This window comes from Undibacterium pigrum, assembly GCF_003201815.1.
In the GTDB taxonomy this organism is placed as follows: Bacteria; Pseudomonadota; Gammaproteobacteria; order Burkholderiales; family Burkholderiaceae_D; genus Undibacterium; species Undibacterium pigrum.
This window is the reverse complement of sequence record NZ_QJKB01000003.1, coordinates 213623-237833: the sequence shown is the minus strand read 5'-3', so window position 1 is coordinate 237833 and position 24211 is coordinate 213623. Positions and strand designations below refer to the sequence as shown.

The 24211-nt window shown below is 51.6% G+C and carries 19 protein-coding genes; 14 read left to right on the top strand and 5 right to left on the bottom strand.

The features are described from left to right. The first annotated feature begins 75 nt into the window (after nt 1-75). Entirely contained in the window at nt 76-1353 is a 1278-nt protein-coding gene (locus tag DFR42_RS11985; RefSeq protein WP_110255219.1) for an amidohydrolase family protein, read from the top strand. A 76-nt stretch (nt 1354-1429) separates the two neighbouring features. On the opposite strand, the gene hemL is transcribed toward DFR42_RS11985, so the two are convergent. Continuing rightward, the gene (gene hemL / locus DFR42_RS11980; protein ID WP_110255218.1) at nt 1430-2710 is read right to left on the bottom strand and encodes a glutamate-1-semialdehyde 2,1-aminomutase; all 1281 of its coding nucleotides are present in this window, start codon (nt 2708-2710) and stop codon (nt 1430-1432) included. Nucleotides 2711-2755: 45 nt separating this feature from the next. Then, complete coding sequence (thiD, locus tag DFR42_RS11975) at nt 2756-3631, bottom strand: bifunctional hydroxymethylpyrimidine kinase/phosphomethylpyrimidine kinase (protein ID WP_110255532.1); 876 nt, start codon at nt 3629-3631, stop codon at nt 2756-2758. Between the two features lie 169 nt (nt 3632-3800). On the opposite strand from thiD, the gene DFR42_RS11970 reads away from it, so the two are divergent. The 6 genes from DFR42_RS11970 (at nt 3801) to DFR42_RS11945 (ending at nt 15047) form a co-directional block, all read left to right on the top strand. Beyond that, nucleotides 3801-3953 (top strand): rubredoxin, encoded by a 153-nt coding sequence (locus DFR42_RS11970; protein ID WP_110255217.1) that lies wholly within the window; start codon nt 3801-3803, stop codon nt 3951-3953. Nucleotides 3954-4069: 116 nt separating this feature from the next. Beyond that, on the top strand, nt 4070-4462 hold the full coding sequence (locus DFR42_RS11965) for a response regulator (RefSeq protein ID WP_110255216.1): 393 nt from the start codon (nt 4070-4072) through the stop codon (nt 4460-4462). 39 nt (nt 4463-4501) lie between these two features. After that, complete coding sequence (locus DFR42_RS11960) at nt 4502-4867, top strand: response regulator transcription factor (protein WP_110255215.1); 366 nt, start codon at nt 4502-4504, stop codon at nt 4865-4867. Between the two features lie 57 nt (nt 4868-4924). Further along, nucleotides 4925-5509: a chemotaxis protein CheW gene (locus DFR42_RS11955; RefSeq protein WP_245936937.1), complete on the top strand. Its 585-nt coding sequence runs from the start codon at nt 4925-4927 to the stop codon at nt 5507-5509. A 58-nt stretch (nt 5510-5567) separates the two neighbouring features. Next, a complete protein-coding gene (locus DFR42_RS11950; RefSeq protein WP_110255214.1) occupies nt 5568-7907 on the top strand; it encodes a methyl-accepting chemotaxis protein in 2340 nt (779 codons plus the stop codon). 261 nt (nt 7908-8168) lie between these two features. Continuing rightward, nucleotides 8169-15047, top strand: coding sequence for a hybrid sensor histidine kinase/response regulator (locus tag DFR42_RS11945; protein WP_110255213.1), 6879 nt, complete (start codon nt 8169-8171; stop codon nt 15045-15047). A 567-nt stretch (nt 15048-15614) separates the two neighbouring features. On the opposite strand, the gene DFR42_RS11940 is transcribed toward DFR42_RS11945, so the two are convergent. Beyond that, nucleotides 15615-17114 carry a cryptochrome/photolyase family protein gene (locus DFR42_RS11940; protein WP_110255212.1) on the bottom strand — a complete coding sequence of 500 codons (1500 nt, stop codon included), beginning with the start codon at nt 17112-17114 and terminating at the stop codon, nt 15615-15617. A 146-nt stretch (nt 17115-17260) separates the two neighbouring features. Between DFR42_RS11940 and DFR42_RS11935 the strand changes: the two genes are divergently transcribed. From DFR42_RS11935 to DFR42_RS11910, 6 genes are all read left to right on the top strand, one after another. Continuing rightward, nucleotides 17261-17878, top strand: a complete 618-nt coding sequence (locus DFR42_RS11935) for a YqgE/AlgH family protein (protein ID WP_232063396.1) — start codon at nt 17261-17263, stop codon at nt 17876-17878. Beyond that, entirely contained in the window at nt 17878-18273 is a 396-nt protein-coding gene (gene ruvX / locus DFR42_RS11930; protein ID WP_110255210.1) for a Holliday junction resolvase RuvX, read from the top strand. The genes DFR42_RS11935 and ruvX overlap by 1 nt, the downstream gene beginning before the upstream one ends. Beyond that, complete coding sequence (gene pyrR / locus DFR42_RS11925; protein WP_110255209.1) at nt 18270-18791, top strand: bifunctional pyr operon transcriptional regulator/uracil phosphoribosyltransferase PyrR; 522 nt, start codon at nt 18270-18272, stop codon at nt 18789-18791. Before ruvX ends, pyrR begins: the two co-directional genes overlap by 4 nt. Then, entirely contained in the window at nt 18784-19755 is a 972-nt protein-coding gene (locus DFR42_RS11920; RefSeq protein WP_110255208.1) for an aspartate carbamoyltransferase catalytic subunit, read from the top strand. Before pyrR ends, DFR42_RS11920 begins: the two co-directional genes overlap by 8 nt. A 7-nt stretch (nt 19756-19762) precedes the next feature. After that, on the top strand, nt 19763-21049 hold the full coding sequence (locus tag DFR42_RS11915) for a dihydroorotase (protein WP_110255207.1): 1287 nt from the start codon (nt 19763-19765) through the stop codon (nt 21047-21049). Between the two features lie 152 nt (nt 21050-21201). Continuing rightward, a complete protein-coding gene (locus DFR42_RS11910; RefSeq protein WP_110255530.1) occupies nt 21202-21930 on the top strand; it encodes a lysophospholipid acyltransferase family protein in 729 nt (242 codons plus the stop codon). Nucleotides 21931-22018: 88 nt separating this feature from the next. Here the strand turns inward: DFR42_RS11910 and DFR42_RS11905 are convergent, their stop codons facing one another. Further along, the gene (locus DFR42_RS11905; RefSeq protein ID WP_170133495.1) at nt 22019-22645 is read right to left on the bottom strand and encodes a response regulator; all 627 of its coding nucleotides are present in this window, start codon (nt 22643-22645) and stop codon (nt 22019-22021) included. Between the two features lie 87 nt (nt 22646-22732). Between DFR42_RS11905 and DFR42_RS11900 the strand changes: the two genes are divergently transcribed. Then, complete coding sequence (locus tag DFR42_RS11900) at nt 22733-23353, top strand: hypothetical protein (RefSeq protein WP_110255205.1); 621 nt, start codon at nt 22733-22735, stop codon at nt 23351-23353. A gap of 33 nt (nt 23354-23386) precedes the next feature. On the opposite strand, the gene DFR42_RS11895 is transcribed toward DFR42_RS11900, so the two are convergent. Beyond that, complete coding sequence (locus tag DFR42_RS11895; RefSeq protein WP_110255204.1) at nt 23387-24211, bottom strand: symmetrical bis(5'-nucleosyl)-tetraphosphatase; 825 nt, start codon at nt 24209-24211, stop codon at nt 23387-23389.

Genomic DNA, 24211 nt, shown 5'->3' with positions numbered 1-24211 from the left:
TGAGGCTCATGGCGTATATTTTCTGTAATAACTATTGTGTACTCATTGTGGACTAATAATATGGAGAGATTTCCAATGAACGATCTTGTCATACGCAATGCCAGTTTGCCAGATGGTCGCAAGGGTATCGATATCGCTATCCAGGATGGTCGCATCAGCGCTGTCGATGTCGCTTTGCCTGTCAGTGGGGCAGAGGAAATCAATGCCAGCGGTAACCTGGTAACGCCACCGTTTGTTGATGCCCACTTCCATATGGATGCCGTGCTCAGCTATGGCTTGCCACGGGTAAACCAGTCAGGCACTTTGCTCGAAGGCATAGCTTTATGGGGCGAACTGAAACCCATGCTGACACAAGAAGCGCTGGTCGAGCGGGCCATGCGTTATTGCGACTGGGCGGTGGGGCGTGGCTTGCTGGCGATACGTTCACACGTCGATATCTGTGATGACCGTTTGCTGGCGGTGGAAGCCTTGCTGGAAGTGAAGCGCCGCGTTGCCCCTTATCTGGATTTGCAACTGGTGGCATTTCCGCAAGATGGTATCTTGCGCAGCGCCACCGCCATGGATAATCTCAAGCGTTCCATCGCCATGGGTGTGGATGTGGTCGGCGGCATACCGCATTTTGAACGCACCATGGCCGATGGCGCAGAATCAGTACGTCTGTTGTGCGAGTTCGCTGCCGACAAAGGTCTGCGGGTCGATATGCATTGCGATGAATCGGACGACCCCTTGTCGCGCCATATAGAAACTCTGGCTTATCACACCCACAGACTGGGCATGCAGGGCAGGGTGGCTGGTTCACATCTGACCTCCATGCATTCCATGGACAATTACTATGTCAGTAAATTATTGCCGCTGATACGTGAAGCTGGCGTGGCTGCCATCGCCAATCCACTCATCAATATTACCCTGCAAGGCCGCCACGATACTTACCCCAAACGCCGTGGCATGACACGCGTGCCCGAGATGCTGGCTGCAGGCATAGAAGTCGCCTTCGGGCATGACTGCGTGATGGACCCCTGGTATAGCCTGGGGTCTGGTGACATGCTGGAAGTCGCACAAATGGGTCTCCATGTGGCGCAGATGACTGGGCAGGATGCCATGCGTCAGTGCTTCCAGGCAGTGACGGCTACACCAGCGCGCATATTAGGGCTGGAGGGATATGGACTGGAAGTGGGTTGCAATGCCGACCTGGTGATACTCGATGCCAGCGACCCGGTGGAAGCAATACGTTTGCGCGCCACCCGCACTCACGTGCTGCGCCGCGGCAAAGTCATCAGCCAGACGCCGGTGCCGCATGCGAATTTGAATTTGCCAGGACGGCCGGGGCAGGTGGACTTCAGATCAAAAAACTGAAGCTACTAATATATAAGGGGGAGCTGGAAGAGAGCCAGCATCAGCAAGCTCCCTTATGGTTTTAGCTGGTCTGCGATCAGAGTTGTGCAAAAGCCTTTTCAGCAGCGGCAATCGTATCAGCAATGATGGCATCATCATGTTGGGCGGAAACGAAGCCAGCTTCAAAAGCAGATGGCGCCAGGTAGACGCCCTGGTCCAGCATGAGGTGGAAGAAGCGGTTGAATCTTTCCTTGTCGCTGGCCATCATGGCGGCATAAGAGCCCGGTACTTCATTTGCAAAATACAGGCCAAACATGCCACCTACTGCATCTGCGCAGAATGTGATGCCGGCAGCTTTGGCTGCAGCAGTCAATCCATCCACCAGCTTGCGGGTTTGTGCTGTCAGGTTTTCATAGAAGCCTGCCTGCTGGATAATTTTCAGGGTCGTCATGCCAGCTGCCACGGCCACCGGGTTGCCTGACAAGGTGCCCGCCTGGTACACGCCACCCAAAGGTGCCATGTGGCCCATCAATTTAGCGCGGCCACCAAAGGCGGCGACCGGCAAGCCACCACCGATGACCTTGCCCAGGCAAGTCAGGTCAGCCTGCACGCCATACAATGCCTGCGCACCATGCAGACCCACGCGGAAGCCGCACATTACTTCATCAAAAATCAGGACGCTGCCATGCGCTGTACACAGCTTGCGCATGGTGTTGATGAATTCTTGCGTGGCGCGTATCAGGTTCATATTGCCGGCGACTGGCTCAACAATCACGCAGGCGATCTGGTCGCCGATGGACTTGAACACTTCTTCCAGTTGCTCGCAATTATTATAGTCAAGCACCAGGGTGTGCTTGCTGAAGTCTTCCGGCACACCGGCAGAAGTCGGGTTGCCAAACGTCAGCAAGCCACTGCCAGCCTTGACCAGTAAAGAATCGGCATGACCGTGGTAGCAACCTTCAAACTTGATGATCTTGTCACGTTTGGTAGCGCCGCGTGCCAGACGCAGGGCGCTCATGGTGGCTTCTGTGCCGCTCGATACCAGGCGTACTTGTTCTATGCTGGGCACGAGTTTGCAGATTTCTTCTGCCATCTCGATTTCACCTTCAGTCGGCGCGCCAAAGCTCAGGCCGCGGGCTGCGGCTTCCTGTACTGCGCTGATAACTTCAGGGTGGGCGTGGCCAACGATGGCCGGGCCCCATGAGCCTATGTAATCGATATAACGCTTGTCTTCTGCATCCCAAAAATAAGGACCGGCTGCGCGCGTGATGAAGCGTGGCGTGCCGCCGACAGAGCGGAAGGCACGTACGGGAGAGTTCACACCACCAGGAGTAGTCTTTTGGGCGCGGGCAAAGAGGATGTCGTTTTTATCAGTCATGATGGAGCTTTATTCAGTAAGTAATAGTGCGAATGGACGGACGGCTCAGAGTTGAGTATGCTCGGCTTCCTTGGCCCAGAAATAACGGTCCGGGATCAGTCTGCCCATTCCCAGCCTTTGCGCGTGGCTTAAGGCGGCATGAGTAAACTCCTGGGCTTCGAGTACGGCTTCGGGAATTTCCAGGCCGTTTGCCAGCAGGGCGGCAATTGCGGCAGACAATGTGGAGCCGGCGCCTGCGTGCGAGCCTGGCAATCTTTGCCAGATATCTCGCCTGACGATGCCGGATTCATTATATAAAGTGTTAACCACTTCACCAGTTTCACCCGCAGTGCCCGTGACTAATATATACTCGCAGCCGGATTCGATCAGCGTCATGGTGTCAGCAGCCAGATCTTCTGCTTCAGTACCAGTTCCGGCACTGTTTTCGGCATCAGATTCAGATTCGGCGTCACTGCTTTCTTTCCAGGTTTCTGCCAGACGTGACAGCTCCACTGCCGAGATCATCAGCAGGCTGGCCTGAGGTATCAGCAGTTCACGGATTGCCAGCGCCAGATCTTCTGCTTCTGGCCCTTGTTCCGCCAGTGCCGCGTTGAAAGGATCGAGTACCAGTGGCAGCTCAGGATAGTCTGAGACGATTTCGGCGATGACGGTGACGTTTTCGACGCTGCCTGTCTGGCCGACTTTAAAGGCCAGTACCGGCATGTCTTCGAGCACTGTACGAGCCTGTTCATCAACTAAATCGCCATCAAGTGGGTGTAAATCATCGATTTGCGACGTATCACCAGTTAAAATGGCGGTGATGACGGGCAGGCCGTAACAGCCCATGGCAGCAAACGATGCCAGATCGGCATGGATGCCAGTGGCAGCAACAGGATCTGATGCGCCAAAGCTAAGTATTAGTGGAGAAATTTGGTTTTGCACGTTGGGTAGATTAATATAGCTGACTTCGTGAGGACTTAAATTACTCGCGCAAATGCCATTGGTAACACAATGCAAACAGAATATTTGCAGCAGTTTCAATATTTTACTTGATTGAAGGGTTTTAGTCGTGACTGATACGGTAACGGAGAAGGTAGTTTTCAAGGCGTGGATGTGCTTGATTTGCGGTTGGGTATATGATGAAGAGCAAGGTTCACCTGAAGATGGCATTCCGGCCGGCACCAAATGGGAAGATGTCCCCATGAACTGGACCTGCCCTGAGTGCGGTGCCCGTAAAGAAGACTTCGAAATGGTGGCAATCTGATCGATTTGTCGATTTTGATGTTGCTTAATATGTTTATTCAAGGAAAAAAAGCGCAAATGTGCGATTTTTTGTTACAGTGATATGTAACCTTAATACTGCCGGGAAGAGATGATTTTATGTCAACGTTGACAGGCAACGAGAACTTGAAAATCATGGTGATTGACGATAGCAGCACCATACGCCGTTCTGCCGAGATTTTTCTTGGTCAGGCCGGATACAAGATAGTATTGGCAGAAGATGGCTTTGATGCGCTTGCCAAGATTAACGATTCTCATCCAGACCTGATTTTTTGCGATATCCTCATGCCCAGACTGGATGGATATCAGACTTGCGCTCTGATCAAGAAAAGCGCGAAATTCCGGGATACACCGGTAATCATGTTGTCTTCTAAGGACGGTTTATTTGACCGCGCCCGTGGTGCAATGGTCGGCTCTGATGAGTATCTGACCAAACCTTTTACAAAGGATAGTCTGCTGAAAACTGTAAAAAATTACACTTCGGCGACCTAGGTTTATATAGTTAAGTTAGTTAATGTGAGGTAAAACAAGATGGCCATTCAAAAAATTCTGGTAGTAGACGATTCTCCAACAGAACGCTATTTCCTGACCGATGTATTGGTGAAAAATGGTTTTTCAGTATCAACAGCTGAAAACGGTGAGGAAGCACTGACAAAAATCAAGGCTGACAAACCACAATTAATTTTGATGGACGTGGTTATGCCAGGGCAAAATGGTTTTCAGATCACTCGCGCAATTGCCAGGGATCCGGATACCCAGGACGTGCCAGTGATTATCTGCACCAGCAAAAATCAGGAAACTGATCGTATCTGGGGTTTGCGTCAGGGTGCCCGTGATTATCTGGTCAAGCCGATAGATCCGGCAGAGTTGCTGGCGAAAATTTCTGCTCTTGGTTAATCCATCCAGACAAGTTTTCATTCTTGTATCAATAATAAGATATCTGCGGATTGCCTCATGAATCAGACTGTGCGTGAAACTGCTGCAGCAAATCTGGAAGTTGTCAAACCTGAAAAGGGTGTGCGTCGTACCCGTTTGCGTGAATTTCAGGCGCAGCTGGTTGAGCGCATGCAGGCTGCCCAGCGTGGTGGCTATACGAAACTTAGCCAGCTCGGCATTATGATAGGACAGGGACGTTATCTCCTGGATTTGCGTGAATCCGGAGAAATCGTCACTGCGGGCACCCTGACCAGAGTGCCTTTGACGCGCGACTGGTACATAGGCTTGTCCAATATTCGCGGCAATTTGACGGGTGTCGTCGATTTGCCGCGCTTCCAGGGTTTGGATAGCACCAAGCAAGATACACAATGCCGGATTGTTGCTTTCGCACCCGGCATGGCATTCAACAGTGGCTTGCTGGTATCCCAGGTTCTGGGTTTGCGTACGGTTTCAGAAATGGAAGAAATCCCCTTTGACGACAATCAGCTTGAAAACAAGCCCTGGTTGAAGAAGAAGTACAGGGATAAAGATGGCAACATCTGGTTTGAACTTAGTCTGGCCACGCTGGTGCAGGACCAGGATTTTTTGCAAATAGGTATTTAAGTCAGTATGTGCATACTAGCAAAACTGACAGCTTTTCAATCGTTTAGGAGACTTAGTAATGGCATTTAATCTACCGTTCTTGTCCAAAGATAAAGAAGATCCGGAAATTGACGGAGCAGAAGTTGCGGCAAGGTCGTTCGGGAATGCTGATTCGATTGAAATTGAAGAAGCAAACAATGTAAAAATGGTTACACCTGCAGCGCAGGAAGTAGTCAGCACGCCTGTCGCGGCAGAATCTGCTGTGCCCAAGCTTGATGCTTACGGTGATGCCACCTTTATTGGTGATGCACTGGAGAAGGGTACAGGCATGCGCCTGCCCATCATTGGTGGCATGTCGGTTCGTCGTCAAACCAACTTCTTGCTCGGCACGATGGCATTCTTCCTGCTGCTGGGTGGTGCTTCGGTGTATCTGAATTCCGAACATTCGACACTGCTGTCTACACAGGCACAGATCGCCGGTGAGGCGCTGATGCACTCGCAGCGTATCGGTAAAGCTGCTCCAAATGCGATTCAGGGTAACGTTGAAGCGTTTAAACAGCTCAAGGACAGCCGTTCTGAAATGAACACTGACTTGAATTTGCTGTTGAATGGCGGTAACTATCAAGGACGTTCAGTCAAACGTGCTGATTCTGCACTTGAGCCTGCTGTCAAAGAGGCGCAAAAAGCCTGGAGTAACTCGAACAAGGCCGCTGAAACGATTTTGAACCGTCAGAAAGAATTGACAGGTTTCGGTCAGACGCTGCAAAAAATGAATGCCCTGTCCCCAATTCTGCTGGAATTGACGGAACAGATTTCTACCCTGAAAGTACAGGGCGGCGGATCTGCACGCGAAATTAATGCTGCCGGTCAGCTGGTCATGTTGACCCAGCGTCTGGGTCGTAGTGCGAATGAATTCCTGACTTCCGAGGGTGTTAATCCTGAAACGGCATTCTTGCTGGGTAAAGATACCAATACTTTCCGTGATCTGGTTGATGGCTTCCTGAAAGGTAGTGACGTATTGCGTCTGACTGCCACCAAGGATGCAGATACGCGCGACAAACTCACTGAACTGCAAAAAACCTTCTCTGAATATCAGGTATGGGTTTCCAGCATTCTGGGTAACTTGCAAAACTTTATTGCTGCAAAACAATCCGAACAGCTGGTGTTTAATGAGAACGAAGATCTCAAAATCAAACTGTCCAAATTGCAGAAAACATATACGACAGAACAGGATGGTACCAGTATCTACTTCCTGTTGATGTTGGGTTCCGCCTTCTTCGCTCTGCTTGCTGCGGTTGGTATCGGTTTCGTCCAGTTGCAGGAAAGCCGTAACCGCGCCAGGGAAGCGAATGATCGTCGTCTTGAAGCTGCGGCACAAATGATGCAAGCGCAGAAACAGGAAGAAGAAGCGAAAGCCGCTAATGATCAGAATCAGGCTGCGATTTTGCGACTGATGAATGAATTGCAAGAGGTTGCTGACGGTGACTTGACAGTGCAAGCAACGGTTTCTGAAGATATCACGGGCGCGATTGCCGACTCGGTTAACTACACGGTGGAAGAGTTGCGTGGTCTGGTAGGTCGTGTTACTGCAACTGCAGAACAGGTTACTTCAGCGTCTACACAAGCGCAGAATATTTCCAGTGACTTGTTGACGGCGTCTGAGCAACAGTCCCGCGAGATTTCTGATGCTGGTCAGGTGGTTCTGACGATGGCGGCTGAAATTACTGACGTTTCCCGTTCTGCGAATGAATCAGCCGAGGTTGCGCGTCAGTCGGTTGCTGCGGCGGAGCAAGGTGCCCATGCGGTGGAAAACGCCATCAAGGGTATGAACGAGATTCGCGAACAAATCCAGGAAACCTCCAAACGTATTAAACGTCTGGGTGAGTCTTCACAAGAGATTGGTGAGATCACTGAACTGATTTCCGACATTACCGAACAAACCAACGTACTGGCGCTGAATGCGGCGATTCAGGCGGCGTCTGCGGGTGAAGCAGGTCGAGGTTTCTCGGTGGTTGCGGAAGAGGTTCAGCGTCTGGCGGAACGTTCAGCTGAAGCGACCAAGCAGATTGGTGCGCTGGTTCGTACGATTCAAACGGATACCCATGACGCGGTTGCCGCGATGGAAAAATCCACTCAGGGTGTGGTTGAGGGAGCAAAACTGTCAGATGCGGCCGGTACGGCGCTGTCTGAAATCCGTAGCGTTTCCAACCGTCTCGCGGAACTGATTCAAGGTATCTCGCTGGCGACGGAACAACAAGCTACCTCAGCTAACGGCGTTGCACAAAATATTCAGCACATTTTGACCATCACCGAGCAAACGCAGCATGGTACGCAGCAAACTGCGGTTTCCATTAAAGAATTGTCCATGCTTGCGGAAGAACTCAAGAACTCTGTGTCACGGTTCCGGGTTGCCGCCTGATTTTCACGCCCCGGTTGTGAGAGTGGACCTTAAAAGTGAAAAACGAAGTGTCTGCCATGTGCGCGCCGACCAGGCAGGTGTTGCACATACTCGCGATAGCCTGGCTATCGCTGAGTATAGTTGGAAGTCTGGCCTTGCCCTGGTTCGCCGGGCAAATGTCATTGACTCACGTTTTCACTGTTACAGTCCACTAGCTGCAACCCTATCATATTTGCACGGCAATGGGCTGCGGTCCATTGCCCTTGAGTTTGCGGAGTACGCATGACATCCGATTTTTCAAAATCGCCAGATCTTCCACAGGAGCAGTTCGACATCGGGCCGCTATCCTGGGTGATGGGAGAAGTGCGGGAAGCAATCACGAACGCCGGCAAAATGCTGACTGACGCACTTGCCCAAGACACTGAAACCCGTCCCACCACTTTATTGCATGCAAAAAGCTATCTGCACCAGGCTCATGGTGCCTTGCAGATCGTTGATATCGATGGTGTATCCATCGTCACAGAAACCATAGAAGAATTACTTGAACGTCTGCAAAGCAACCAGCTTGAAATGACGCAAGCCAATGTGGAAGTCATCGTCGATGCCTTCCATGCAGTCTTGCGCTATCTGGAAGACTTGCTGTCCGGCTCGCCGCATCAGCCAGTACGCCTGTTCCCGTATTACCGTGCTTTGCTGGAACTCAAGGGTGCAGAACGTATCCATCCAGCAGATTTGTTTTTCCCTTCCTTGTCAGCCAAGGAGCAAATACCTGAACTGGCTGTCAGCAGCAAAGCTGTGGCTGTCAGCTATACCGGTTTGCGTCAACGTTTTGAAAAACTCTTGCTGACAGTATTGACCAGCAAGGACAAAGATCAGCAAAAACTGGCTACCCAGTCCATGCATGACCTGATCGCTGAAATAGAAAACGGTCAGACCAATTCCCAGGCCAAGGCTTTCTGGGTAGTCATGCGCGCTTTTGTCGAAGCGGTAGGCCATGGTGCCATCGACAACCAGCAATATGTCAAACAAATTTTTGGCCGCATCAATCTGCAAATTCGTCGTCTGGTAGAGGGTGTCAGCACCATCCCTGAGCGTCTGTTGCGCGATGCCCTGTTTTTCCTGGCCCAGGTTGAATCGCCTTCTCCATTCGTCACACGGGTGCGCAAGGCTTATCAGCTTGATGACAAGGTGCCTGTTGATTACGACAAAAAGAATTATGGCCAGATTACAGCCGGTGCGCTGACTGCTGCCAAAGAACAATTATCTGCAGTGAAGAATTTATGGGGCAGAATCGCCAATGGCGAAACTGGTCTGGCAGAAAAGTTTTCGCAAAAAATGACCGACCTGGCCGATACCGGCGCAGGTCTGAATGCGCCAGCACTGGCAAAATTGTTGCGCGAACTGAACGGCATCGCCCGTCATGTCGCCCATTCGCCGGACGGTAGCAAACTGGGTATAGAACTGGCGACCAGCCTGTTATTTGTTGAGCATGCGCTTGACCATGTGACACGTCTGCCCGGCAATTTTGCTGAGCGCGCAGAGGAAATTACCACGCGTTTATTGTCGGTCGTTTCCGGTGAAACACCACAAACCCAGGCAAGCTGGATGGGTGAGATCTCCCGCGAAGCACAGCAACGTCAGACCATGGGTGTACTGGTAGGCGAAATGCAATCGAGTTTGCGTCATATAGAAAAAGTGCTGGATGAATATTTCCGCACTCCTGCTGACAAAGAAACCCTGAAGCCTATCGATGGCAATTTGCATCAGATCGGTGGCGCATTGTCCATGCTGGATCAGGATGACGCCGTGCTGGCAGTTGAGCATACCCGCCAGATGATAGGCAAGTTTTCTGCCGAAGATGCTGCTGACCCGTCAGCTCAGACTGCTGCGCATGAAAATGTCGCGCAAAACATCGGTGCTCTGTCTTTCTTCATCGAGACTTTGCAATCTCAGCCTGAAACAGCGAAAAAGAAATTCAGCTTTGATCAGGAAGCCGGTCTGTTCCGTTCCAACTTGCTGGAAGCACAGGCAAGCAAGGAATTGTTACCTAGTGCAGACATCCTCTTGCCTGGTGACGAAGCACACGGCCAGGAAACCAAGGTCGCCGTCCTGAAGACTGCCGAGCAGGAACTGGCACAGCAACAGCAAGAATCTGCCCGTCTGGCCGCTTCTCTGGCTGAAGCGCCGCATGATATCGGCTTGCAGGCACAACTGAAGAGTTCTCTGGAATCTGAGCGTTCAGTGGCTATCTTGCTGGATGACACCGCAGCCTCAGATCGCGCCAAATCTGCCATAGATATGCTCGGTAAAACCGATCAGTCAGGTACTTCCGAAGCCTTGCAGGATATCGTTACAGCCGCCGCCGAACCAGTTGCAGCACCAGCTCAGGCGCAAGATATTCCTGAAGGTGATGATGCCATTGATGCGGAACTGCTGGAAATCTTCCTCATGGAAGCGGACGAAGTGCTGGCCTATGTCCAGACTACTTTGCCACTCTCCAGGAAAGACACCAATAACCAGGAATACCTGACCAGCTTGCGTCGTTCCTTCCATACCCTTAAAGGTAGTGGTCGCATGGTTGGCCTGATGGTGTTCGGCGAAGCTGCCTGGAGCATAGAGCAGGTCATGAACCTGTGGCTGTCCGACTCCCGTAGCGGTGATGAAAACCTGTATGCCCTGCTGGACCGTACCGCACGCGAAATGGTTGAGTGGGTAGAAGAATTAAAACAAAGCGGTGTCTCACCACGTACTGGTAAAGCCATTATTGCTGCTGCAGAGCGTGTCAAGGCTGGCCACGATTATCAGGATATTCCTGAAGTTGTCGAGGTCGCAGCGGTTGCTGAAGTTGCCGAGATTGCCGAAGCTGCTGAGATTGCAGTACTGCCAGATACGCCCGCAACAATAGTCGCAGAGCCAGAAGTAGAGCTTGCTCCTGCAACTGAAGAAATTCAGGCAGCAGCCTTGCCGGACGAAGTTGAAATCGAAGCGCTGGCTATTCCTGCTGTTGAAGAAGCTGCACCGCTTATTGAACATGCTGCTGTTGAATTCGAAGCGTTTGACTTTACACCAGTAGAACTGGTGGCTGAGCCAGAAGCGGCGACAGTCGCACCTGTAGTCGAAGATATCCCTGCACCTGAGCTGGAAGTTATTGCAGATGCGGCGGTAAGCTTGCCCGAGTTCTCACTGGATACACCTCTTGAGGCAGAAGAACTCACAGAGCGTGCGCTTGAAGTGGCCGTGGCTGCGGAAGATATGCCTGTCCAGGAAGCTGAAGTGCTGGTGCATGAAGTACCGCTGGTAGTGGAAGATGCGCCAGCAGTAGCAGAAACAATCAGTGAAACTCTGCCAGATGCAGTGACAGACGCAGTAGCGGCAGTTGCGGAGCCTGAGCTGGTGCTGGACTTGCCTGTTGAACAAACTGAAGAATTGATCCTGGCTGAATTGCCAGCAGAAACTGCCGACGTCGTTGAGCTTGCTGCTGAAAATCCTGTGACCATCAGTGAAGAGCCTGAAGCCGTCTTGCCGCTTGAGATTGCCAAAGTACACGAGGTCGCAGAGACAAGCACTGCAAAAATTATCGACTTCCCTGATCTGTCTACTCCATCGCCTAGCGTGGATGACAATATCAAGCGCATTGGTGATATAGAAATCAGCCTGCCTCTGTACTCCATCTACATGGCAGAGACAGATGAAATCGTCCGTTTCCTGGTACAGGATTTTGCGGAATGGAGACACGAGCCAGATCGCCATGTTTCTACCCATGCCATCCACGCCAGCCATTCCCTGGCGGGTAGTTCTGCCACAGTTGGTCTCAAGCCACTGCAAGAACTTGCGCATAGCCTGGAATTTGTCTTGCAAAGACTGGAGCGTCATCCTGTTGGCTTGTTGGAAACAGAATTCGATGTACTCGACCGTTCGCTGGATTCGGCCAAGCGCATGTTGCAAAAATTTGCCTTGTCAGAAATGGCAGCGCCTGCACCAGAAGAAATTCGCCAGCTTGAACACTTGTTGCAAGTCGTCATAGAGCGCTCCAATGCCGGTGCTGATGAAGAGTTCATCACTTCCACCAATGAAAAGCTCGATCCTGTTGCCTTGTCTGAAGACCTGCTGCATATCGATGCACTGGCAGAAGAAACACTGGCCGCAGATTTGCCAGCAAGTTTGCCTGTTATTGAAGACAGCGAACCTGTTATGGCAGCGGATGCAGGTATAGATGCAATTGCCGCACTGCCACTTGAAGACTTGCCAGTACTGGCTGAAGTGGCGCCTGAACCAGAATTCAATCTGGACCATGCAGAAGTGCTGGAAGCCTTGCCTGTTGTCGAAGAGGAACTGGTCGCCGATTTACCAGTGGATACCGTCAGTGCAGAAATCTTGCCTGAACTCGCCACGCTGACGACGATACACGCAGAAGCCTTACCAGAACCAGAAGCCCCGGTTGAAACCATTGCTGACCGCATGAGTAGCATCATGACGGATGCATTGGATGATATCGTGCCGCTGGACGCAGTTGTTGCGGACCCTGCTGCAGAACTTGCTGCAGAACCTGCAGCATTGCCTGAGCCAGAAGTTGAGCTGGTATCTGAGCCTGAGCCTGTAGCCGATGTTGCACCCGTATCCGAACCAGAACCTGTAGTGCTGGAGTTTGTTGAGCCAGAACCAGAAGTCGTGGTTGCGGCAACTCAGCCAGCTGCAGCTGAATACGTGGCACCAGCAAGTGATGGTACTGTGCAGATCCGCGATGATCTGGATATGGACTTGTTGCCTGTCTTCATAGAAGAAGGCAATGACTTGCTGCCTATGGTTGGTCAGTTGCTGCGTACATGGCAGGACAAGCCGGACGACATGGCCGCACCGCAAGCCATTGCCCGTATCATGCACACCATCAAAGGTAGTGCGCGTATGGCCGGTGCCATGGGCCTGGGTCAGCACATCCATGACATGGAATCGCGTATCGAAAGTCTGATGCATGGTGGTAGCGCGGTGCGCGCCTCCCTGCTTGACGACTTGCTGGCACGTCACGATCACAGTATGCACATGTTTGACCGCTTGCTGCATCCTGAAGCCTATGCAGCGCCTGTACAAGTAGATGCACCACTGACCACAGCGCAAGAGCTGGATCAGTTCCAGGAGCAAATGGCAGCCAGCAATACAGATGCGCCAGTTGTCATCAATGAATTGGTGAACCTGACGCCTGTCGTGCCACTGATGACACGTGCAACTCCATCGACTGCCGTGGCTGCGCCAGTTAACACACCTGTTGCTGCAAATACGCCGGTTCCACTGGTGCGTGTGCGTGCCGATATTCTTGACCGTCTGGTTAACCAGGCCGGTGAAGTTTCCATCTCGCGTTCACGTCTGGAAAATGAAGTCAGCACCTTGCGCTCGTCTCTCAGCGAGTTGACAGAAAACGTTAACCGTCTGCGCGATCAGTTGCGTGAAGTTGAGATCCAGGCAGAAACCCAGATCACCTCACGTATGGCGCATTCTGGCGACCGTGAATTTGATCCGCTTGAGTTTGACCGCTTCACCCGTCTGCAAGAATTGACGCGCATGATGGCCGAAAGCGTCAGCGACGTGGCCACCGTGCAAACCAACCTGACCCGTACTATCGACGGTGCATCGAATGACTTGCTGGTACAAGCGCGTTTGACACGTGACCTGCAACAGGATTTGATGCGCGTACGTATGATTCCTTTCGCCAGCATTTCCGAGCGTCTGTATCGCGTGACCCGTCAGACTTCCAAAGAAGTCGACAAGCGCGTGAATCTGGATATTCGTGGTGCAACGGTAGAGATGGATAGGGGCGTTCTGGAAAAAATGGCCGGTCCTTTCGAACATTTGCTGCGTAACGCAATTGTCCACGGTATCGAAAGCCGTGCACAAAGGCGTAACAACGGTAAAGAAGAAACCGGTGAATTGCTGATTGAAATCCGCCAGGAAGGTAATGAAGTTGTGATCCGCTTCAGCGATGACGGCCAGGGCCTGAACCTGACCCGCATCCGCGAAAAAGCCCTTTCTGTCGGCCTGATCACCAATGAAGATAATCCTGGTGAGCTGGAAACAGCCAACATGATTTTCGAACCTGGCTTCTCGACAGCGACAGAAATCACCGAACTTGCCGGTCGTGGCGTCGGTATGGACGTGGTCCGTTCCGAAGCTGCGTCCCTGGGTGGCCGTGTTGAAGTAACGACCAGCGAAGGCAAGGGCGCTGAATTCACGATTCGCCTGCCGTTGACACTGGCTGTGACGCAGGTAGTATTGCTGAGCTCTGGTGGCCGTACTTATGCCGTACCTTCCGTTCTGGTAGAGCAAGTACAGCAACTGAAATCCAATGCCCTGGCCAATGCCTACAATGATGGCGCAGTCATGTGGCAAGGTCAGCGCGTGACTTTGTACTACCTGTCCTCCATGCTGGGTCAGGACGACGCCACGCCGATGACACAACAATACAGCCCGCTGCTGATCATGAAGAGTGGTGGCGAGCGTGTTGCAATTCACGTCGATGACGTTCTGGGTAACCGCGAGGTGGTTGTTAAAAACATCGGCCCGCAACTGGCACGTATGACAGGTATCGCTGGCGCGACCGTACTCGGTTCCGGTGAAATCGTTCTGATTCTGAATCCTGTGCCACTGGCACAACGTATGGAACATGAACATGCACGCCTGCAGCAACTGGGTGCAGAGGCAACGCCTGATATGGGCGCTGTCGCCAACCTGCAAAGTTCAACAGAAGTCGCTGAAACCAAGACCCAGCCAGTACAGGGACTGCGTACTCAGCATACAGTCATGGTTGTGGATGACTCATTGACGGTTCGTCGTGTAACCCAGCGTTTGCTGACACGTGAAGGCTTCCAGGTCATTTTGGCAAAAGACGGTATTGATGCGCTGGAACAATTACAGTCAGTAACACCAGACGTGATGCTGGTCGATATCGAAATGCCACGCATGGATGGCTTCGATCTGACCCGCAACGTACGCAGCGATTCACGTACCAGCCATATTCCTATCATCATGATTACTTCGCGTACCGCGGATAAGCATAGGAACTATGCGAAAGAACTCGGCGTCAATGAGTACTTTGGTAAGCCTTATCGTGAGGATGATTTGTTGGGGGCGATTATGGGGTTTGTGGGTAAAGATGCGGCGGTGATAGTGTAAGTAAGCTGTAGATTTAGGTAGTCAAAAAAGCAGAGAGTGATCTCTGCTTTTTTGTTTTAACGATTAGCCTTTGATTGATCCCAAATGAATGCCATGCATGCAGAATTGCCGTGAACTAAAAGTCGTCATTCCAGCGTGCTTTTAGCTGGAATCCACCGGGCTGGCGCTCCAGTGGCGTTTGCAGCATGTCGGACATTGATTTACTGGTGTACATTTTGAATACCTGTACTCGTTGATTACGATTGCAGGCCGGTGGTAGACCGGCGGCTACTTACCTTTTTGCTTCGCCAAAAAGGTAAGCCAAAAAGGCGACCCAGGCGTAGCCGCCCCTTCGGGGTTACCATTTGTGCAGTACAAAAAATGGGAAGATCCGAAACTCGCCTGCGGCTCAAACAGCGGCTCTTCTCTTTCCATTTTCTGTACCGCACAAATGGCGTCTACACATGGGAAGTGCAAAAGTCAAAAGCAACTTCAAAATCAACAGCAACGTCAAAACCAAGGTCAAAACCAAGGTCAAAACCGCATCAACACATTGCTATCAGCACCGGTTCATCAAACCTTCCAGCGTCACTCATCCTCATCATGCGCAGCCACCTTCTTCACCACGGCATACCGCGTCAAAGTCTGCTTGCGCGCCACATCATGTTCGACGAGCGGAAATGGATAATCTTTACCTATCTTGACCCCAGCCTGTTCCAGTAACAACGGTGCAGCCTTCCACGGCGCATGAATACTGCGCTTGTCCAGTTTCGCCAGTTGCGGCAGGTAGCGTTTGATGAACTTGCCTTCGGCGTCGAATTTTTCTGACTGGGTGATGGGGTTGAAGATGCGGAAGTAAGGCTGGGCGTCGCAGCCGGAGGACGATGCCCATTGCCAGCCGCCGTTGTTGGCGGAGAGGTCGAAGTCGTTCAGGTGTTCTGCGAAATAGCCTTCGCCGCGACGCCAGTCTATGCCCAGGTCTTTGATGAGGAAGCAGGCGGTGACCATGCGCAGGCGGTTGTGCATGTAGCCGGTCTGGTTCAGTTGCAGCATGGCGGCATCGACCAGGGGGTAGCCGGTGCGGCCTTCGCACCAGGCGGCGAAATGGGCGTCAGCTTGCGGGCCTGTTTCCCACTGTATGGCATCGTAATCTGGCTTGAAGGAGCGGCTTGCCACATGCGGGTGGTGATGCAGGATCATGAAATAAAAGTCGCGCCAGACCAGTTCGGATAACCAGATTTCTGCACCGCGATTCGCAGAGATACGCATTTGCCGCACAGCTTCCTGTACCAGTTGACGTATCGATATCGTACCAAAGCGCAAATGGACTGACAGATAAGATGGCCCCTTGATTGCCGGGAAATCACGCGACTGGTCGTACAACTTCATGCGGCCAACAAAGTCTTCCAGCAAAGCCTGTGCGCCCGACATGCCAGCAGCGACAGGCATGCGGCGTTCAGCGGCCTGCGCAAAACCCATTTCGACCAGCGTCGGTATGGTTTGCGCTGAGATACTGCTTAGTTTGTGCGCATATTTTTCTATAGGGTAAGAGCGCGAATAAAAGTCGCTTCCTTCTGCATGGAATTTTTTCAGCCAGGCATTTTTGTAGGGCGTGAAAACAGAGAAGGGAGCGTTCGCCAGCGACAATACTTCAGCCTTTTCAAAAATGACCTGGTCTTTAAAACTCAGAAATGCACAATTTCGTTTTGATAATTCTTGCCTGACGGATTCGTCACGGGTCGCCGCCTGTGGTTCGTAATCATGATTGGTGAACACAGCATCCACACCAAGCTCGGCCACCAGTTGCGGTATGGCTGTTTCTGCATGGTCATAACGCACCAGCAAGCTACCGCCCATTTGCTGTAACTCTTGATCCAGTTCAATAATACTTTCGTGAATAAAGGCAACGCGCCTGTCATTTTCTGGCAAATTGTCTAATATTGTTTTATCGAATATAAAAGCACAGCAGACTTCATCACTTTGCCGCAGTGCATGATACAGGGCGGCGTGGTCAAAATTACGCAGGTCGCGGCGGAACCAGACCAGCGAACGAGGGTAATGGGCTTTATGGGCTTTATTTTCTTGCATGATCTGTCTGATAGTGTGGTCAAAACGCTTGTGGCACCTTAGCACACATCGAAAATACACGCTAAAAATGCTAAAATGTGACCATGGCGAAGCAAACAAAATCACTACATACCAATCTGCACGACGATGCAACACAGTCGGCCCCCATGACTTCCAGACATAAATTTCAGGTGAAAAGCGAAGACGATAACAATTTGGAATTGAATTTAACCAATCATTTCCTGATTGCAATGCCATCCATGATGGACCCCGTCTTTGGCGGCACGGTGATTTATCTATGCGAACACAGCCCGCGCGGCGCCATGGGCATGGTCATCAATCGCCCCATAGAGCTGACAGTGGCTGGCCTGTTTGACCGCATAGACCTGAAGCTGGAAATCATTCCTGACTCTCATCCCATAGGCAAACGCCCCGTCATCTTTGGCGGTCCGGTGCAGGATGACCGTGGCTTTGTCTTGCATACACCTGTCGGCGCGTATTCATCTTCATTAAAAGTGACTGATGAAATCGCCTTCACCACTTCACGCGATGTGCTGGAAGCCGTGGCAGCCGGTGACGGGCCCGAACAAGTCCTGATCAGTGTCGGTTATGCAGGCTGGGGTGCAGGTCAACTGGAACAGGAGATACTGGCCAATGGCTGGCTGACAGTCGCTGCTGATGCACGCATCCTGTTCGATTTGCCGCTGGAAGAACGTTTTGCCGCCGCCATCAAATTGCTGGGTATAGACCCATTGATGCTGGCAGCCGAAGCGGGGCATGCCTGATGGCTGCAAGCGAAGGTACGGTACTCGCCTTTGATTTTGGTTTAAAGCGCATAGGCGTTGCCGTTGGCAATACTTTTTTACGCCAGGCTGAAGCACTCAGCATCATCCACGCTCCTACCAATGACGGCAAATTTGCCGACATCACCAAGCTCATAGAAAAATGGCAGCCTGTGCTCTGCGTGGTGGGTTTGCCCATGCACCCCGATGGTGCCGACAATGAAATGACACAGCGCTGCAAGCGCTTTGCCAACCAGCTCAATGGTCGTTTCAATCTGCCTGCCGTGCTGGTTGATGAACGCTATTCTTCTGCCGTACTCTCAAGCTCGCGTGGCGAGTTCATCGATGACGATGCGGCTGCCCTCATTCTGCAACAATATTTTGATGAAACGCCATGACTACCACAACCACTAATGCTGCCCAGCTTGATGCAGAAGCATTGTATCAGCAGCTACTGGAGCAAATCAGGCCACATGCGCTGGCACAAGACAAACTGGCCATCGTTGGCATTTACTCAGGCGGTGCCTGGATAGCTGAGCGCCTGGTGCAAGACCTGGGCTTGCCAAGTAAAGCCGGCCGCATCGATGTGTCCTTTTACCGGGACGACTATGCCGCCAAGGGCCTGCATGCCGAAGTCAAACCTACGCAAATTCCTTTCGATGTCGATGGTGCACAAATCATCCTGGTAGATGATGTGTTATATACAGGCCGCACCACTCGCGCCGCCATCAATGAATTATTTGATTATGGCCGTCCGGCCCGCATCATGCTGGCTACCCTGGTAGACCGTGGTGGCCGCGAATTGCCGGTGGCTGCTGATTTTGTAGCCCATACCGCCTCATTTGAACCCGCCGTCTCTGTCAATCTGCAACGTGCAGATGACGGCACTTTCAGCATCTCTGTCGACCATGCATAATCCCCAGCTCAATAAACACGGCGAACTCCAGCATTTGCTGACGATAGACGGCTTGCCGAAAGCCATCGTCAACCATATTCTCGATACCGCATCTTCCTTCGTCAGCGTCAGCGACAGGGAAGTCAAAAAAGTGCCACTGATGCGTGGCAAAAGCGTCTTCAATCTGTTCTTTGAAAACTCTACCCGCACGCGCACGACGTTCGAGATCGCCTCCAAGCGTTTGTCGGCAGATGTCATCAATCTCAATATCGCCGCGTCCAGTACCAGCAAGGGTGAATCCCTGCTCGACACCATCGATAATCTGGCAGCCATGCATGCCGACATGTTTGTCGTGCGTCATGCCACTTCAGGTGCACCTTTCCTGATTGCCAAGCATCTGAACGACACCAAACAGCACCATGTACACGTGGTAAATGCCGGTGATGGCCGCCATGCTCACCCCACCCAGGGTTTGCTGGACATGTACACCATACGCCACTACAAAAAAGACTTCACCAACCTGACAGTCGCCATTGTCGGTGACGTTTTGCACAGTCGCGTCGCCCGTTCCGATATCCATGCATTGACCATGCTGGGTGTGCCGGAAGTACGCGTGATAGGCCCACGTACTCTGCTGCCAGGAGGCCTGGAGCAAATGGGTGTAAGGGTATTCAATAATATGAATGAAGGCCTCAAGGGTGTCGACGTCATCATCATGCTGCGCTTGCAAAATGAACGCATGAGCGGTGCCTTGCTACCTTCTGCACAAGAATATTTCAAGAGCTATGGTCTGACACCAGAACGTCTGGCGCTGGCAAAACCAGACGCCATCGTCATGCACCCCGGCCCCATGAACCGTGGTGTGGAAATTGATTCTGCCGTGGCCGATGGTCCGCAGGCAGTGATACTGCCGCAAGTGACTTTCGGTATCGCCGTGCGCATGGCTGTCATGAGCATCGTTGCAGGCAACAGCGGCGGGGTATGAGGAGAATATGAAGATACATATTAAAAATGGCCGCGTGATCGATCCGGCAAGTGCTACCGACGCAGTGCAGGACGTGTTTATCGCTGCCGGCAAGATCGTCGCCCTGGGCCAGGCACCAGCCGACTTTGTCGCCAATAAAACTGTTGATGCCACAGGCCTGATCGTCACCGCTGGCCTGGTGGACCTCAGCGCCCGCCTGCGTGAGCCTGGCTTTGAATACAAGGCCACGCTGGAATCTGAATTGCAGGCCGCCATGCGCGGCGGCGTTACCAGCCTGGTGTGCCCGCCAGATACTGACCCTGTGCTGGATGAATCAGGCCTGGTAGAAATGCTCAAGCAAAGAGCTCGCATGCAAAACAAGGCCCACGTTTATCCGCTGGGTGCATTGACAGTCGGTCTGAAGGGCGAGTCCCTGACTGAGATGGCCGAGCTGACAGAGGCTGGCTGCATAGGTTTCTCTCAGGCTGAAGAGACCATCGCCAATACCAACACCCTGCAAAGGGCGCTGGATTACGCAGCCACCTTTGGTTTCACCGTCTGGCTGCGTCCTCAAGATGCCTACATAGGCAAGGGTGGTGTTGCCCATAGTGGCCCATTGGCTTCGCGCCTGGGCTTGTCTGGCGTTCCTGTCATGGCTGAGACAATAGCCCTGCATACCCTGTTTGAACTCATGCGCGCCACCGGTGCCAAAGTACATCTGTGCCGCATCTCTTCTGCCGCTGGACTGGATTTGATACGCAAAGCCAAGAAAGAAGGCTTGCCGCTGACCTGCGACGTCGGTGCTCATCATGTGCATCTGACTGATGCCGACATTGGTTACTTCGATTCCAATGCCCGCCTGACTCCACCTCTGCGCAGCCAGCGTGACCGTGATGCCATCTCTGCGGCACTGAAAGACGGCACCATCGATGCGATATGCTCAGACCATACCCCGGTCGATGACGACGAAAAATTGCTGCCCTTTGCTGAGGCATCACCTGGCGCCACCGGCCTGGAATTGCTATTGTCACTGGCACTGAAATGGGCAGAAGACAGCCGTGGTGATGTCAGCCTGAGTTTGGCCCTGTCCAGGATCAGCCAGCATGCCGCCAAAGTGGCAGGCCTGCCAGCCGGGCAAATCGCGGTTGGCCAGGCAGCCGATATCTGCATCTTTGATCCTGCCACACGCTGGAAGGTAGAAGCCAAAGCCCTCGCCAGCCAGGGCAAACACACACCTTTCCTGGGTTATGAATTGCCGGGCGTGGTCAGGGCGACGATAGTGTCGGGGCATATTGCGTTTGATACCTTGCATTGAATCCAGTCTGACCTGACTGAATTCTTGAAAATGATTTAAAGCATTATTGGGTAATAAAATGGTTTGCTGGGAGTATGGGTCACCGTACTCCCGTTTGTTTTATTGCGATTTGAAATTTTTATCTTAGCCTTTGTGGGTATGGGTGTTTGGGCATGATCGTTTGGCATTTTTTCCGGATATTTCTCCATCTCACGGCAGGTCTGCTGACTTGCGCCGTGATCTTTCCGTTTTCTTCCGATGCCAGGCGTGACGAACTGGTTCGCCGCTGGTCGGTCAAGTTGCTGGCCATCTGTACTGTGGATGTGACTTTCAAGGATAAAAGCGGAGGGGCGGTAAATGCGTCGGCGATGATAGTCTCCAACCATGTGTCATGGCTGGATATTTTTGTCATTAATACCCTGCACCCCTGTCATTTTGTTGCCAAGTCAGATATCCGCAACTGGCCTTTACTGGGCTGGTTATGTGAAAAGGCGGGCACGATTTTCCTGGTGCGTGGGAGGCAGCGCGATGTGCGCCGTATTTATGAAGGCCTGGTACATCAGATAGAAGCAGGCAAGCGCATTGCGTTTTTCCCTGAGGGTACGACAGCAGCACAAGGTAATCTGCTGGCTTTTCACGCCAACCTGTTTGAAGCGGCAATAGAAGCACATGTACCCGTGCAACCCTTTGTTGTGCGCTACCTTGATGCGCAGGGGCAGTTCCATGCAGCGGCTGATTTTATCGGTGACATGACTTTCGCAGAGAGCATGCGCATCATCTTGCTGGCACCACGCATGACGGCAGAACTGGTACGCCTGCCTGCCATTCCTACCGAAGGTGCGCATAGAAGAGACGTGGCGAAGCTGGCGCGTGAGTCTATCGTGAAAGAGTTGGGGATTTAGTTAGCGTTACTCTTTGATCCAGCATATGGCACATTCTAGACATGCTGGGCAAAGTCTGTAAGTCAGTGCGCAAGACTCGCCTGGTTTTTCAGGCAGCAATCCCAAGCTGGCGCGCAGTGACCAGAGCCTGAATTCGGTTTTTTACTTTCAGAGTCCGGAAGATCAGGGATATATGCATTTTCACCGTGGTTTCGGCCAGTCCCATGCGCAGGCACATTTCCTTATTGGATAATCCCTGACCAAGAAATCTCATGATTTCGCTTTGCCTGGTGGTAAAAGAAATAAGCGCATGTGAGCTTGCTTCAGGTCTGGCATCACAAGTAATCCATTCTGCAGGGCATGGGGCATTACTTAAAATTTTGTCGATCAGACCAGCGATGGTCGTGCCGGAAACACTTTTTGAAATAACCAGCCTGACACCCGCACGCAAGGCGGCGGTGATCACTTGCCTGTCCTGGCAGGCTGAAATGACGATCACAGGCGTTTCTGGCCAATACTTCCGGACGCATCTGACGGCATCTACCCCTTTCAATCCCGGCAAATTCAGATCAATTAAAATTATTTTCAATTGTTCTATCCGGGCTGTCCAATTGCTGACTTCTTCTATTGAGGCTGTCGCCAGTATCTGCTCTTTTTTAAAAGTCGTCTGCATGAAATTTGACAGCGCGTCCCGGTAGATAGGGTGATCTTCTATGATAAGTGCTGATACTTGCATGGTATTCATTCCTGGTAAAGTGCTTACCAGGAATGGTAGTCTATAGACCCGACTCCACAGTCAAGTACTTTAATAAAGGAAAAAATTGTGTTTAGTATAGATATACCCCTTATTTTTGCTAACGATGCACCACTGATTTTGGCGCAGCAAAATAACTCTGTCGACAATGTTGGTGGTAGAGGTAATATTTTTGAAGTGACTAAATCGACGAGAAAAAAAACTACAATATTTACATTTTGTCGTGATATGTATAATCACCCGATTGGAGAGCCACAAAATGAAAAGGAAGTAGAAAGTATTTCTGCCACCAATTTTTTCTCGCCTTCAACTTCAGACGTTATCAAATTACTTGGAGCAAAAAAAGGTGACTTGATTGAAGTCGCTATATTAGAAAAACCGAAGCATGGCAATTTATACCCAATACTGGTTATCAGGCAAGTTTGGGGTTATCTTTCAGAAGATAATTATGTTGGACAAGATAGGGTCGTTTTTTCGGTCACACATAAAGATAAAAAAATAATAGTTATTGTCAATTTACTTGTGACCGAAAATACAGGAGAAGAGTTTCAGTATTGCGCAGATGAGAAATTTAAACCTTTTAGTCAGTATGAACAATTGTTGATATGGGAAAGTAATTCGTTATTTGACTTGCCCAATTTTTGGCAAACACGATTGTCTTTCAATAGGCTTGTTGCTAAACAGGATTGATTAAAAATTTCCCAGTCAAACATCTGGAAATTGTTACCCCGGTTTTTGCTGTTGCGGGCAATCTATCTGCACGATTTCTCTATCTTCAAGCGCGACGGTAGTCAGCTTGCCACCCCAGACGCAGCCGGTATCAAGGCTGATCAGATTGTTGCGCAAGATCAGACCCAGGGTTGACCAGTGACCAAATACGACAGTGGTTTTTTCACTGGCACGTGACAGATCAAACCAGGGTGCAAAGCCTTCTGGCGCGTTGCTCAGTCCATCCTTGCTGTCAAAGTCCATGACACCATCTGCGCTGCAAAAACGCATGCGTGTCAGCGCATTGATGATGCAGCGTGATCTGTCATAGCCTTGCAAGTCATCACGCCATTGTGCCGGGGTGTTGCCATACATGTGACGCAATAAATCTAGCCAGTCTTCACTGCGCAGCTGTGTCTCTACTTCATGCGCCAGCTTGATGGTTTGCTTTGCTGACCATTGCGGGAATATGCCAGCATGCACCAGCAAATGCTGATGCTGCAAAATCGCCATGGGTCTGTGCCGCAACCAGTCCAGCAATTCGTCGCGGTCTGGTGCTTGCAGGATATCGTCGAGGGTATCGCTGCGACTTGCTTTGCGTATGCCATAGGCAACGGCCAGCAAATGCAGGTCATGGTTGCCAAGCACGGATTCTGCCCTGCCAGCGATTTGCAAATCACGTATCAGACGCAGGCTCGCCAGCGACAGGGGGCCACGATTGACGAGGTCGCCAGCAAACAAATATTGTGCATCTGGTTCGGTCTGCTCTATCTTGTCGAGCAGGCTTTGTAATTGTTCCGCACAGCCCTGTATATCACCGATGAAATAAGTTTTTGCCAT

Excerpts from the sequence above, each read along its gene's own strand:
- DFR42_RS11945 (WP_110255213.1), top strand. The coding sequence starts at position 8,169 with ATGACATCCGATTTTTCAAAATCGCCAGATCTTCCACAGGAGCAGTTC.
- DFR42_RS11910 (WP_110255530.1), top strand. The coding sequence starts at position 21,202 with ATGATCGTTTGGCATTTTTTCCGGATATTTCTCCATCTCACGGCAGGT.
- DFR42_RS11895 (WP_110255204.1), bottom strand. The coding sequence starts at position 24,211 with ATGGCAAAAACTTATTTCATCGGTGATATACAGGGCTGTGCGGAACAA.
- DFR42_RS11905 (WP_170133495.1), bottom strand. The coding sequence starts at position 22,645 with ATGCAAGTATCAGCACTTATCATAGAAGATCACCCTATCTACCGGGAC.
- hemL (WP_110255218.1), bottom strand. The coding sequence starts at position 2,710 with ATGACTGATAAAAACGACATCCTCTTTGCCCGCGCCCAAAAGACTACT.
- DFR42_RS11915 (WP_110255207.1), top strand. The coding sequence starts at position 19,763 with ATGAAGATACATATTAAAAATGGCCGCGTGATCGATCCGGCAAGTGCT.
- DFR42_RS11950 (WP_110255214.1), top strand. The coding sequence starts at position 5,568 with ATGGCATTTAATCTACCGTTCTTGTCCAAAGATAAAGAAGATCCGGAA.
- DFR42_RS11955 (WP_245936937.1), top strand. The coding sequence starts at position 4,925 with ATGAATCAGACTGTGCGTGAAACTGCTGCAGCAAATCTGGAAGTTGTC.
- DFR42_RS11940 (WP_110255212.1), bottom strand. The coding sequence starts at position 17,114 with ATGCAAGAAAATAAAGCCCATAAAGCCCATTACCCTCGTTCGCTGGTC.
- ruvX (WP_110255210.1), top strand. The coding sequence starts at position 17,878 with ATGGCTGCAAGCGAAGGTACGGTACTCGCCTTTGATTTTGGTTTAAAG.
- DFR42_RS11920 (WP_110255208.1), top strand. The coding sequence starts at position 18,784 with ATGCATAATCCCCAGCTCAATAAACACGGCGAACTCCAGCATTTGCTG.
- DFR42_RS11985 (WP_110255219.1), top strand. The coding sequence starts at position 76 with ATGAACGATCTTGTCATACGCAATGCCAGTTTGCCAGATGGTCGCAAG.
- DFR42_RS11935 (WP_232063396.1), top strand. The coding sequence starts at position 17,261 with ATGACTTCCAGACATAAATTTCAGGTGAAAAGCGAAGACGATAACAAT.
- DFR42_RS11960 (WP_110255215.1), top strand. The coding sequence starts at position 4,502 with ATGGCCATTCAAAAAATTCTGGTAGTAGACGATTCTCCAACAGAACGC.
- DFR42_RS11965 (WP_110255216.1), top strand. The coding sequence starts at position 4,070 with ATGTCAACGTTGACAGGCAACGAGAACTTGAAAATCATGGTGATTGAC.
- pyrR (WP_110255209.1), top strand. The coding sequence starts at position 18,270 with ATGACTACCACAACCACTAATGCTGCCCAGCTTGATGCAGAAGCATTG.
- DFR42_RS11970 (WP_110255217.1), top strand. The coding sequence starts at position 3,801 with ATGTGCTTGATTTGCGGTTGGGTATATGATGAAGAGCAAGGTTCACCT.